Origin of the sequence: Pseudoxanthomonas sp. 3HH-4, assembly GCF_006716465.1 — a bacterium.
Classification (GTDB): domain Bacteria; phylum Pseudomonadota; class Gammaproteobacteria; order Xanthomonadales; family Xanthomonadaceae; genus Pseudoxanthomonas_A.
The window spans coordinates 705,162-717,568 of record NZ_VFPB01000001.1; the positions used below are offsets into that span (position 1 = coordinate 705,162).

At 67.0% G+C, this 12,407-nt stretch carries 13 protein-coding genes; 3 read left to right on the forward strand and 10 right to left on the reverse strand.

What is annotated here, in order from left to right; genetic code table 11:
- Window positions 1-8: 8 nt before the first annotated feature.
- The 3 genes from FB548_RS19100 to FB548_RS03180 all read left to right on the forward strand — a co-directional run bounded on the left by FB548_RS19100 (window position 9) and on the right by FB548_RS03180 (window position 1,659).
- Window positions 9-299 (forward strand): hypothetical protein, encoded by a 291-nt coding sequence (locus FB548_RS19100; RefSeq protein ID WP_142123291.1) that lies wholly within the window; start codon window positions 9-11, stop codon window positions 297-299.
- A gap of 127 nt (window positions 300-426) precedes the next feature.
- Window positions 427-1,149, forward strand: coding sequence for an HAD family hydrolase (locus FB548_RS03175; protein ID WP_142123292.1), 723 nt, complete (start codon window positions 427-429; stop codon window positions 1,147-1,149).
- Window positions 1,150-1,659 (forward strand): hypothetical protein, encoded by a 510-nt coding sequence (locus tag FB548_RS03180; protein ID WP_221625899.1) that lies wholly within the window; start codon window positions 1,150-1,152, stop codon window positions 1,657-1,659.
- Between the two features lie 52 nt (window positions 1,660-1,711).
- On the opposite strand, the gene FB548_RS03185 is transcribed toward FB548_RS03180, so the two are convergent.
- The 10 genes from FB548_RS03185 to FB548_RS03230 form a co-directional block, all read right to left on the reverse strand.
- Entirely contained in the window at window positions 1,712-2,818 is a 1,107-nt protein-coding gene (locus FB548_RS03185; RefSeq protein WP_142124082.1) for a cupin domain-containing protein, read from the reverse strand.
- A 234-nt stretch (window positions 2,819-3,052) separates the two neighbouring features.
- Window positions 3,053-3,811 (reverse strand): 2-dehydro-3-deoxy-D-gluconate 5-dehydrogenase KduD, encoded by a 759-nt coding sequence (kduD, locus tag FB548_RS03190; protein ID WP_142123294.1) that lies wholly within the window; start codon window positions 3,809-3,811, stop codon window positions 3,053-3,055.
- A gap of 116 nt (window positions 3,812-3,927) precedes the next feature.
- Entirely contained in the window at window positions 3,928-4,776 is an 849-nt protein-coding gene (gene kduI, locus FB548_RS03195; RefSeq protein WP_142123295.1) for a 5-dehydro-4-deoxy-D-glucuronate isomerase, read from the reverse strand.
- Window positions 4,777-4,905: 129 nt separating this feature from the next.
- Window positions 4,906-5,961, reverse strand: a complete 1,056-nt coding sequence (locus tag FB548_RS03200; RefSeq protein WP_142123296.1) for a LacI family DNA-binding transcriptional regulator — start codon at window positions 5,959-5,961, stop codon at window positions 4,906-4,908.
- A 51-nt stretch (window positions 5,962-6,012) separates the two neighbouring features.
- Entirely contained in the window at window positions 6,013-7,602 is a 1,590-nt protein-coding gene (locus tag FB548_RS03205; RefSeq protein ID WP_142123297.1) for a family 43 glycosylhydrolase, read from the reverse strand.
- 10 nt (window positions 7,603-7,612) lie between these two features.
- Window positions 7,613-8,755 (reverse strand): pectate lyase, encoded by a 1,143-nt coding sequence (gene pelA, locus FB548_RS03210; protein WP_142123298.1) that lies wholly within the window; start codon window positions 8,753-8,755, stop codon window positions 7,613-7,615.
- On the reverse strand, window positions 8,755-10,035 hold the full coding sequence (locus FB548_RS03215) for a TRAP transporter large permease (protein ID WP_142123299.1): 1,281 nt from the start codon (window positions 10,033-10,035) through the stop codon (window positions 8,755-8,757). The genes pelA and FB548_RS03215 overlap by 1 nt, the downstream gene beginning before the upstream one ends.
- A gap of 3 nt (window positions 10,036-10,038) precedes the next feature.
- Entirely contained in the window at window positions 10,039-10,557 is a 519-nt protein-coding gene (locus FB548_RS03220; protein ID WP_142123300.1) for a TRAP transporter small permease, read from the reverse strand.
- 9 nt (window positions 10,558-10,566) lie between these two features.
- The gene (locus FB548_RS03225; protein WP_142123301.1) at window positions 10,567-11,562 is read right to left on the reverse strand and encodes a TRAP transporter substrate-binding protein; all 996 of its coding nucleotides are present in this window, start codon (window positions 11,560-11,562) and stop codon (window positions 10,567-10,569) included.
- Window positions 11,559-12,380 carry a 2-keto-4-pentenoate hydratase gene (locus FB548_RS03230; protein WP_142124083.1) on the reverse strand — a complete coding sequence of 274 codons (822 nt, stop codon included), beginning with the start codon at window positions 12,378-12,380 and terminating at the stop codon, window positions 11,559-11,561. Before FB548_RS03230 ends, FB548_RS03225 begins: the two co-directional genes overlap by 4 nt.
- Window positions 12,381-12,407 lie beyond the last annotated feature (27 nt).

A 12,407-nucleotide genomic window follows, 5' to 3' on the forward strand; every position in this document is an offset into this window, starting at 1 on the left:
AGGAACCGATGAAGAATCCCACCCATACATTGACGCTGGGACTTGGCCTTGCGCTGCTCAGCGCGGGTCTCATGACGGCCTGCGGCCCCAAGCCCGAAGAGATGCCGCCGCCCAGCGCGCCGGAGCCGATGGAAACCACGCCGCCCACCGACAACGTGGCGCCGCCATCCCCCACTCCGACCGATCAGGCCGTACCGCCGACCGATCCGAACCTGCCACCGCCGGCCAATCCCAACGCGCCGGAAACCACGCCGCCAGCCACCGACGGCAGCGCACCGCCGCCCAGCAGCGGGGGCTAGCGCACGGACGTAGAGGCATCCCGCAATGCCACCACGGCCGCCATGTCGCATGGCGGCCGTATTCATTGATGGCTGGACTGACTGCTATCCTTCGCGGCCTTCGTGAAGAATGCAGGGCAGGGTTCAAATGGCGCGCATCCGATGGGTCGGCTTCGACGGTGACGACACGCTCTGGAAGAGCGAGGATTACTACCGCCAGGCCGAGGCCGATTTCGAGGCCATTCTCGGCACCTACGTGGACCTCGCCGACGCGCGCACGCACCAGCACCTGCTGGATGTCGAGCGTCGTAACCTGAAGATCTTCGGCTACGGCGTGAAGGGCATGACGCTGTCGATGCTGGAGACCGCCATCCAGCTGACCGACGAACGCATCAGCGCGCACGACCTGCACCGGGTGATCGAGATCGGGCGCGCCACGCTGCTGCATCCGGTGGATCTGCTGCCGGGCATCCGCGAGGCCGTCGAGCGCATCGCCGCCGACCATGAGATCGTGCTGATCACCAAGGGCGACCTGTTCCACCAGGAAGCCAAGATCGCGCAATCCGGCCTGGCCGATCTCTTCCACCGCATCGAGGTGGTGTCCGAGAAGGACGAGCCGACCTATGCGCGCGTGCTGCGCGAACTCGAGGTCGAGCCGGCGCGCTTCGCGATGGTCGGCAACTCGCTGCGATCGGACATCGAGCCCGTCCTGGCGCTTGGCGGCTGGGGCATCCACATGCCGTACCACGTGACGTGGGCGCTCGAGACCGAGCATGGCGTGGCCCACGATGCGCCACGCCTGCGGGTGGTGGAGAACGCAGGGCAGCTGTCGGATGCGCTTGCGATGATCGAATCCGTACCGGATGCCTGAATGCGCCCAGCGAAGGCGATAGCCGTGGGGCACAATGGCGCCGTGAAGCGCGCGCTGCCCACCTTTGCCTTGCTGGTCTGCCTGTCGGCCCCGCTGTGCGCGCCTGTCGCCGCGCAGGACGCCACGGCGGCGTATGCGCCCGCCACCGGCGACGCCTCGGTGGATCGCCACCTGGCGGACATCAACGACTACGCAAGCCGCTACCCCGCGTCCTTCGCCGACGAGATGGCGCGCTACTACACCGTGCCGCGCGCCTACGTGGAAGCGATGCAGCAGCAACCGGACTGGACCGCCGGCGACATCTTCATGGCCTGTGCGCTGGCGCAGATCGTGGGACAGCCGTGCCGCGCCGTCGTGCGCGAATGGTCGCGCGACCACGAAGGCGGATGGAAGGCGGTCGCGGGCCGCCTGCAGGCCGAACCCGGCACCGCGCAGTACCGGCGCCTGCGCAGCGCGCTGCAAGCCACCTATCGCCGCTGGGATCGACCGGCACCTGTAGGCGAGAAGTAAGGGAGGAGGAGTGAGGCTTGAGCGAGGCACGCCTTTACTCACTCCTTTCCACTCACTCCTTCTTCTTCCCGTACATGATCAGCAGCACCAGGTCTTCTTCGCCGTCCTGGCGGATGGCGTGCGTACTGCCGGGGCGCGTCAGCATCGCGTGGCCCGCACGGACCTGCTGGACCTGCCCGTCCAGTTCGTAGCTGCCCCTGCCACTCAGCACGTAGTAGATCTCGTCCTTGTGGTGCTGGTGCAGGCCGATGCCCGCGCCCTTGTGCAGCACGCGCTTGCGGAATTCGAAGCCGAGCGCGGGCGCGTCGCGGAAGAACGGATATGCCGTAGTGGTTCCCGCGCCACCATGCGGCCCCGGCTGCTCCACCGCGATGTCGTGTTCGTGCACGATCAGGGATGGATTCTGCTGCGCCTTGCGATCCGCGAGCGCGGTCGCGGGTGCGCCGCAGTCGGTGTCGCGTTTCACGTGGGCCGCAAGCGAGGGGTCGAGCTGTTTCCAGCCCGCCACCACCAGGCAGGCCACCATCACCGCGCCACGCTGCTGAAAATGGGTGTCGTCCTGCTGGCCCTGTTCCGGCACATGCATGAAGTACGCTTTGCTGGGCTCGTCGCCCGCCGCGCGCAGCCAGTCCATGCTGGCGGCCGACAGGTCGATGAGGCCCACATTCTCCCGCGAAGCAAGATCACGCACGGCCTGCGCGTACAGCCCGTGCGTGTCGAGCAGCTGTCCATGGTCGAACTTGCGGCGCGCGACCGGCGTCACCAGGATCGGCGTGGCGCCTTTCTGTCGCGCCAATGCCAGGTAGCGCCCCAGCCATTCGGGGAACGCCTGCCGTGGTTCGTTGTAGCGCGTGGGGTCTTCGATCTTCTCGTCGTTGTGGCCGAACTGGATCAGCAGTACGTCGCCTGCACGCATGTCTTTCGCCATGCCATCGAACCAGCCTTCGGCGATGAAGCTGCGCGAACTCCGCCCGCTCTGCGCGTGGTTGCGGACCACATAGGTGTCATCCAGGAACCCCTGCAGTTGCTGGCCCCAACCCTCGCGCGGCGCGCGCTCTGGGCCATAGTGGCTTGCGGTGGAATCGCCGGCGATGAAGACTTGGCGGGGGGGCTGCACCTGCGCGCTGGCCTGCACAGCGCAGGTACAGAGCGCAATCATCAGAAAAGAGCGAAGCATTGCCAGTCTCCGGTATTCGCCAGCACGCGTGCAAAAGCCACTGTAGGAGCGACGTAAGTCGCGATCGCCAAGCCAGAAGACGTTCCGGCAAGGATCGAAGCCGCTCCAGGCGAAAGCGCCGTCCACTTTTTCCGTATAGATCCGTGTCCACTGCCTTCCTGGTTCTGTGGTCGCGACTTGCGTCGCTCCTACAGAGAGGCACAGCAACTGCACGCGTCAGCGTGCCAGCCAGCCACCATCGACGGGGATGATGGCGCCGTTGATGTAGTCCGACGCGCGCGAGGACAGGAATACGGCAGCTCCGCCCAGGTCCGACGGCTCACCCCAGCGACCGGCCGGGATGCGGTCCAGGATCGCCTTGTTGCGGTCTTCGTCCGCACGCAGTTGCGCGGTGTTGTCGGTGGCCATGTAACCGGGCGCGATGGCGTTGATGTTGATGCCCTTGGCGCCCCACTCGTTGGCGAGCAGGCGGGTGATGCCGGCGATGCCCGACTTGCTGGCCGTGTACGACGGCACGCGGATGCCGCCCTGGAACGACAGCATCGAGGCGATGTTGATGATCTTGCCGCTGCCCTGCGCGATGAAGTGGCGTCCGGCGGCCTGCGACATGAAGAACGCGGACTTGATGTTGACGTTCATCACGTCGTCCCAGTCCTTCTCGCTGAAATCGACCGCATCCGCACGACGGATCAGGCCGGCGTTGTTGACCAGGATGTCCAGCCCGCCCAGGCCGTCGACGGTTTCCTTCACCAGGCGCTCGACCGGGTCGATGCTGATGAGGTTCGCTTCGAGGTTGAGGAAGCGACGGCCGAGTGCGCGCACCTTCTCACCGGTTTCGGCGGCTTCGACGATGCCGGCGGCGGCGATATCGGCACCCGCTTCGGCCAGCGCCACGGCGATGCCCTGGCCGAGGCCGGTATTGGCGCCGGTGACCAGCGCGATCTTGCCTTCGAGACTGAACGGATTGCTTGCCATCGTGGATTCCCTCGGTGTGGTGCGCTTTGGGTGGAGCGGAGCTTGCTCCGCTGCGCTTGGTGCATCGGTTTCGAATGGTGGTTCAGCCGAGCGAGCCCGGCTCTGCATGACGTCGATTACTTCAGCTGGCAGATGTCCAGCACGTGCATGTCGGTGTAGTCCAGGTTCTCGCCACCCATCGCCCAGATGAAGGCGTAGTTGCTGGTGCCCGAACCCATGTGGATCGACCACGGCGGCGACACCACGGCTTCGTCGTTCTGCACGACGATGTGGCGCTGTGCTTCCGGTTCGCCCATGAAGTGGTAGACGCGGTCGTTCTCGGCCAGGTCGAAGTAGAAATAGACCTCGCTGCGGCGGTCGTGCAGGTGCGGCGGCATGGTGTTCCACACGCTGCCGGTCTTCAGCACGGTCAGGCCGAGCAGCAGCTGCGAGGACTGGCAGGTGGCCGGCACGATGAACTGGTAGATGGTGCGCTCGTTGCTGGTTTCCAGCGCGCCGCGCTCCAGTGCGACGGCGTCCTTGATCGAGAGCTGCTTGGTCTCGAAGCGCGCATGCGCCGGGGTCGAGGTCAGATAGAACTTGGCGGGGTTGGCCGCATCGTCGGACTCGAATGCCACGTCGGCGCTGCCCATCGCCACGTACAGGCCGTCCTTCGGCCCCAGGGCATACGTGGCGCCGTCCACCGTGACCTTGCCCGCGCCAATGCCCACGTTGATGACACCCAGTTCGCGCCGCTCCAGGAACGGCTTGCCCGCGGCCGAGGCGGGCTCGGTCTGGCGCGGCAGGTCGACCTTCTTCGACACCGGCGCGGCGCCGCCGATCACGAAGCGCTCATTGTGCGAGTAGTTCAGCTGCACCGTGTCGGCGACGAAAAGGTTGCCGATCAGGTAGCGGTCGCGCAGCTGGTCGTTGCTCGCGCCATCCATCATGTCCGGGTGGGTGGCGTGGTAGGTCTTGCAGAACATGGGCGGCGCTCCGTGGGTGCGGACGCCCGTGGAGCGGGGCGTCGGGATAGGTCGTGGGGCGATTCTACGGTCTTTGGTAACCGGTGTCATTTTGCGGTGCGGCAGCGCGGTGGAGGCCGCACGGGCGGCTTACTCCGGCGGCTGCGAGGAGTCGCGGATGATCAGGTGCGGCCGGATGCTGGCGGCGGCGAGCATCGGCGTGCCCTCGGGCTGGATCAGCATGGCGGCGGCGGTGCGGCCCGTGTCGCGGGTGTTGCGGCGGACGGAGGTCAGCGAGGGCCACAGGCGCGAGGCCAGCGGGCTGTCGTCGAACCCGACCACCGACAGCTGGCGCGGGATGTTGATGCCCGCACGCATGGCCACCTTGTACACGCCGGCGGCCATCTCGTCGTTGCCGGTGAAGATGGCGGTGGGGCGGTTCTTGCCGGATAACAGCTTCTCGGCGGCGACTACGCCGGATTCGAAGGTGTAGCCGGCTTCGATGATGCGCGACTTCGGAATCTCCAGGCCGCGTTTGGCGAGCGCCTGCACGAAACCGTCCGTGCGCTCGATCGAGGAGCGATAGGCGCTGGGGCCGGTGATCAGTGCGATATCGGTATGGCCGAGCGACTGCAGGTACTCGGCGGCCTCGGCGGCGCCGTCGCGGTCGTGGGTGACCACCATGCGCGAGGGCTCGTCCATCGAAACGGACGCGATGCGCGAATAGCGGCAGCCGATCTCGGCCAGCATGTCGGCCAGCGCCTGGTCTTCCGAGGCGCGCGGCACCAGCATCACGCCGTGCAGCTTCTGCTGCTGCACGAAGCGGCGCACGCCGTCGATGTAGCCGGGGCTGCGGCTGTCGCACGGATGCACGACCAGTTCGAACCCAGAATCACGCAACGCGTCCAGTGCGCCGTACTGCATGTTCACGATGTACTGCGCGGTCGGGTTGTCGTAGACCATGCCGATCAGGAACGAGCGGCGGAACGCCAGGCCGCGCGCCATCGGATCGGGCACGTAACCGACTTCCCGCATCAAGGTCTCCACCTTCTCGCGGGTGTCCTTACGGACCAGCGGGGAGTGGTTGATGATGCGCGAAACGGTCTTCTTCGAGACGCCGGAAAGCCGTGCGATGTCGTTGATGGTCGCCGCCTTGCCACCGATGGGCAGGGAGGCGGGGCTTTCGGGCTTCTTGCGCGCGGGCATGGAGTGGGTACGGGTCCGTTCGTCTGTCGGAGGGATTCTAGCGGCTGGGGGTCAGTCCAGTGCGCGGTAGCGGAAATTACGGAAGTGCACCTTGCCCTGGCCGGCGGCGTACAGCGACGGCTTGAGGGCCAGGAAGCCGCCCGCCACGTTGTGGTGGTAGCCGGAGACTTCCATCTGCACCGGGTACTTGGTCCAGGCCTTGCCGTCGGCACTGGTGTGGATCGTGACGATGTGGCGGTTGTGCGTGACCCGCAGCCAGAGCTTTCCGCCCCTGGCGCTGGGGCCCAGCTTGCCGGGGCGCTCCAGGCCGTAGCGGTGCATGACGAACTGCTCGCCATTGCTGCCCACGCCCGCATACAGGCGGTCGTTGTAGAACAGTACCGCGCCGCCCTGGGCGCCGGGCTCGATGTCCATTTCTACTTCGAACTGGTAGGCCAGATCGCCGGCGATGATGCCCAGCGGCGAGCTGTCGCGCGGCGAGGTGCCCTTTCCCTGCAGTGACATCACGCCGTCGCCGAAGCCGAGGCGGGCGAACTCGTCCGGCGCAGGGTCGTAGAACGCCCATTGCGGTCCCAGCTTTCCGCCCCGGAAATCGTCCGACAGCGCCATCCCGTGCGGCGACAGCGCCTTGCCTGCCGGCTTGCGCAGCGGCTGGCCCAGGTCGCCGCCCTTGGCGACGAACCAGCCGTCGTCCGTCCACTCGATGGGGTCGAGCAGTGCTTGCCGGCCCAGCGTCCAGAAGTCGCGCTCGTAACCGTGGTAGATCATCCACCACTGGCCGGCGGCATCTTCCACCAGCGTGGCGTGCCCGCGCGACCACCAGTACTGCTCTCGCGAGGTGGTACGCACCACCGGATTGTTGGGCGCGTTCTGCCACGGCCCATGGATGGAGCGAGAGCGCGCGACGATCACCATGTGCCCGGTCGGCGGACCGGCCGTGCCGCCAACGGCGGTGATCATGTAGTACCAGCCGTTGCGGAAGGTGATCTTCGGGCCTTCCTGGGCATAGCCCTCCACGTCCCACGATTCCGGATAGCGCCAGCCGTCGTAGACGTGCTTCACCTCGCCGACCGTGCTCAGGCCATCGTCGGCCAGCTGCACGTAGTCGCCCGCACTGAGGAACAGGTAGCGCTTGCCGTCTTCGCCGACCGCATGGCCGGGATCGATATGGCCCGGCAGCCCGATGTCGATGGGCTCGCTCCAGGGGCCGCGGATGTCGTCCGCCCATACGACGAAGTTGCTGCGTCGCGGCGATTCGGTGCCGCCGACACGTGCGGGGAAATAGATGTAGTAGCGGCCCTTGTGCTTGACCAGGTCTGGCGCCCAGATCGAGCCGACATTCTTCGTGATGGCATGGCCGACCGGCTGCCAGTTGATCAGGTCGCGCGAATGCCACAGCGGCAGGCCGGGATAAGCCGTGAAGGACGACAGGGTGAGGTAGTAGTCGTCACCGTCCTTCAGCACCGAAGGATCGGGCCGGTCACCCGCCAGCACGGGGTTGAGGAACGTTCCGTCACCCAGGTCCGCCTGGCGCTGGTGCTCGATGCCGCGCTTCCACGCCGGTTCGCGGTGGCCATCCTCCGCCAGCGCTGCCAGCGGTGCGAACAGGCACAGGGCGATCATCCACGACTTCATTGCCATCAGGAGTCCTCTACTTCGACGACGTGTGCTGCGATGTCCATTGCGGGTATTCGGTCGACAGCAGCCGCTCCGGCCAGTTGCCGTACCACTCGTAGCCGGTGCGGCGCTCGCGAGGGATATCTTCGTAGCGCGCGACGCGCTGGCTGTCCCGCGTCGCTAGCACCACGCTGTTGTCCTTCACGTCGTAGAAGCGCGCCCACAGTCCGGTGGCGGACGGATCGACGACCAGGCGACGGTCCTCGGCGCTGCTGTGGTACCGGAACTGTTCCGCCGGCGCGTCGAAGGTCTCGATGCGCCAGCCGGTGATCTCCACGCGGCGCAGCCAGTCCACCGCGCCGTCCACGGCCGCGACGACGGCGGGCGACGGGTCGGGGATCGACATCAGGTAGCGGACCACGCCGACGGTTTCCTGGCCGGTGATCGACGGAAGCTCGAACTTGCGTCCCTGCACGGGTTGCAGGGTCTTGGCGTCGTACTGGCCCGCCCAGCCGGCAAGCGTGTCGCCCTGGCGTACCTGCAGGCGCAGCAGGCAGGCATCGGCGGCATCGATGGCCGCCTGCACGCGGGCGCGCAAGGCGGCATCAACGAAGGCATAGCGGCGCGTGTCCGACACGACCTTGCGCAACGTGCCCAGCACGCCAGCCGTCACATCGTCGGCGATGGTGATATGCGGGTGGTAGGACTGCGTGGCCGGCACCGTATGCGGCCAGCCGCCGCACGCGGGAATCTGCTGCGCCAGCGTGAACGCGATTCCTTTCAGGCTGCCGTCGCGATAGCGCGCATCGCCGGTGATCGCATACGCCGTGGCCAGGTAGTCCAGTTGCGTGTAGATATTGCGGTTGTCGAAACTGCCGCCGGACTTGCGCGCCTCGGCATCGAAGCGTGCCTTCTCCGCATCATCCAGGATGCGGGCAGGATCCTGGTTCTCGATCCAGCCGCCGTCCAGTCGTTGATAGCGCAGGATGTTGTCGGCGATCTTCGCGACCTCATCCGGTGCATGACGGGGGTATTGGTTGCCGTGCACGTTGCGCCAGTGGTGGATGGCGTCCTCGAACCCGGCCAGCGAGGGCGTCTCCGCCAATGCCGGTGCGCCTGCTGATCCGGCCACCGCCAACACGATGGCGCAGAGCAGGCGCGCGCGCAGGCGTGGCATCACTTGATCGCCCGCGGCAGCCACAGCGAAAGCTCCGGGAACAGCGCCACGATCAGCAGCACGGCCAGGCCAGCCAGCCAGAACGGCCAGATCGTGCGCATGCTCTGCGCGATGGTGATCTTGCCGATGGCGGTCCCGATGAAGAGCACCGAGCCCACGGGCGGCGTCACCAGGCCAATACCACCGGTCAGCACCAGCACCAGCCCGAAGTGGATCGGGTCGATGCCGTAGGCCTTCGCTACCGGCAGGAAGATCGGCGTGCAGATCAGGATCATCGGCGCCAGGTCCATGAACGTGCCCAGCACCAGCAGCACCAGCACGATCAGCAGCAACACCGTGTACTTGCTGTGCGCGATCGACTGCAGCGCGTCGACCGCAGCGGCAGGCACCTGCAGGTAGGCCAGCAGCCAGCCGAACACCGCCGCCGTGGCGATCACGAACAGGATCACGCCGGTGGTGCGCGCCGCATGAGTCACCGTGGCGAAGAACTCCTTCAGCGACAGCTGGCGGTACAGCACACTGGTCACCAGCAGTGCGTACACGACCGCGATGGCGGCGCTCTCCACCGCAGTGAAGATGCCCGCGCGGATGCCGAAGAAGATCAGGCCCACCAGGCCCAGCCCCGGCAGCGCGGAAACCAGTCGCAGCAGAACCGCCCGCATGCCCGGGAACGGTTCCGTGCCATAACCCCGCTTGCACGCCACTGCCCAACCCGTGAACATCAGCACGACCGTCATCAGCAGCGCGGGCACGATGCCGGCGGCGAAAAGATCGGCGATGGACAGGCCGCCGCCAGCCGCTGCGGAGAACAGGATCAGGTTGTGCGAGGGCGGCACCAGCAGCGCCACCAGCGCGGCGGTGATGCTGACGTTGACGGCGAAATCACGGTCGTACCCGCGTTTGACCATCTGCGGGATCATCGTGCCGCCGACGGCCGAGACGTCGGCGATGGCCGAGCCCGACACGCCGCCGAAGAACAGCGACGACAGGATGCTGACCTGGCCCAGGCCGCCACGCAGGCGGCCGACGAGCGACGCCGCCAGGCTGATCAGGCGCTCGGAGATGCCGCCGCGCAGCATGATCTCGCCAGCGAAGATGAAGAGCGGAATCGCGATCAGCGAGGCCGAGCCGGTGCCCGAAGAAATCTGCTGCACCAGCACGATGCTGGGCAGGTCGAGGTAGAGCAGCGTCGCCAGCGATGCGGCAGCCAACGCATAGGCCACCGGCACGCCGATCAGCAGCAGGATCGCGAAGATCGAGAACAGCAGGGTGATCGCCATGGGTCAGCGGGCCTTGTCGGTCAGCGGCGCGCGCAGCACCAGGAGCAGTCGGTACAGGGCGAACACCACCATCAACACGCCACCCAGCGACAACGGCAGGTAGCCGATGCTCTGCGGCATCGGCGCACCGGCGATGCGGATGTCCAGCCCGTCGAACAGCAGCACCGCGCCCCAGTAGGCCATCACCGCGCCGATTGCGGCGATCACCAGCGGGGATACCGCGTGCAGCAGTTTCTTCAGGCGAGGGCCCACCGCATCGGCCAGCAGGAAGAAGCCGAAGTGGCGGTTCGTGTGCACGCCCGCCGCAGCCCCCAGGCTCATGGCGGTGGTCAGCAGCAATACGGTGACCGGCTCGGTCCAGCTGGGCGAGTCGTTGATGATGTAGCGGGCGATCACCTGCCAGCCCTGCACGACCACCAGCCCGAGCAGGGCGGCGACGGCGATCGCGATGGCGGCGTTGGACAGCAGGTCCATGCCACGTTGCACGGGCGTGGCGGGAGACGGCGTGGTTTCTTCTGACATCGTCGGTCCTCAGGCCAGGTCGCGGATGCGGCGGTACAGCGCGTCGATCGCCGGGTCGCTGCGGTACTCGGACAACAGCGGCTGCGAGGCGCGCGCGAAGGCGGCAAGGTCCGCTTCGTTGTGCTGCACGCCCGCGGCGAAGACCGCCTCGCGGGCCTTCGCTTCGGACGCATCCCAGAGCGAGCGCATCACATCCACCGACTGGCGGGCGGTTTCGACCAGAAGTTCGCGGTCGCGCGGTTGCAGGTCATCCAGCGTACGTTGCGACACCAGCAGCACGTCGGGTGCGTAGGAATGGTTGGTCTGCGACCAGTAGCGCGCCGCTTCGAAGTGGCGGCTGGAGTGGAAGCTACGGATGTTGTTCTCCGCTCCGTCGATCATCCGCGTCTCCAGTCCGGAGAACACTTCGCCCAGCGACAGGGGGGTGGGATTGGCGCCGAACAGGCGCAGCATGCGGATGAAGATGTCTGACACCGGCACGCGGACCTTCAAGCCATGCAGGTCTTCCGGCGTGCGGATCGCGTGCTTGGTGTTGTAGAAGCAGCGCGCCCCGGAATCGTAGATCGCCAGGCCGACCAGCCCGCGGCGGGAAAAGCCGTCCAGTACCGCATTGCCCACGCCTTCGTCCATCGCGCGTCGCATGTGCGCCACCGAATCGAATACGTACGGCAGACACAGCGCCTGGGTCAGCGGAAAGGCATTGTTCAGCGCGCCGGCATACACGCGGGTCATGTCGATGGCGCCGAAGCGCGCCATGTCGATGGCTTCGGATTCGCGGCCCAGCTGGCCCGAGTGGTATTGGCGCAGCGTCACGCGGCCGCCGGTCTCGCGCGCCATGGTCTCGCCGATCCAGCGCACGGCTTCGACGGTGGGATAGTCCTTCACGTGCACATCGGTGGCGGTCAGCACGTGCCGCCCATCGTCGGCAAGGGCGCGACTCCCCGCCAGCGGAAGCGCGACCGCGGCGCCGAGGCTGGTGCCCAGGAAACGACGACGGTTCATCATGCGCGCCAATCCCCTTCGTCCTTCGGCGTCGCGGCTGCCGCGACGCACGCAATGCTGCCATGGCCATCGAACTCGATGAGGGCCTGCTGGCCCGGCAGGATGTCGTGGATGCCCGTGGCGTTGCCGGTGGCGATCAGGTCGCCCGCCTTCAACGGGCGACCGCGGCGCGCTGAGCGCGACAGCGCGAACGCGAACGCCGCGCGCAGGCCGCCGGGCAGCGTGGTGGCGCCGCCTTTGCCAACCGGCCGGCCGTCGATCGAGGTCGTGCAGATCAGCGAAGCATCGCTGCGTTCGGCCCAGCCGGGAATCTCGGCACCCATCACCAGGCCATTGTTGTTGCCGAAGTCCGAAACGACGACGCGCGGGCCGAGCTGGTTGATCGTCGCCAGCGGACTGCTGGCCACTTCCATGCCGGTGAACAGCGTCGACGGTACGGCGGCGGCCTCTTCCGGGGTCCAGAGTGTCTTGTCGGCCGGGGCATCGGCGTCCAGACGCAGCACGTACTCCGCTTCCACGGCGCCGAAGCCGTGCTCGAACACCTCGAACGTAGATTGGCTACCGGTGGTCATCTGCAGCTGGCGGGCGAAAATGGGGCCGAGCAGGCGCTCATCACCGGATGCATCCCGTCGTTCCGGTGCGATGAAGCCGACCTTCCAGCCGACCACGCGGTCGGGCCACTGCGCTATCGCGTGGTCCTGCACCTGATACGCGGTCACCAGATCATAGGGAATCGTGCCCGGGAATCCCGGCAATGCACGGCCCTGGCGCCTCGCGCTGACGAAGCTGTCCGCGATGGCGGCCAGTTCCGGGGCTTCCATGCGTGCGTCGGACGGCGCGCTGTGGTC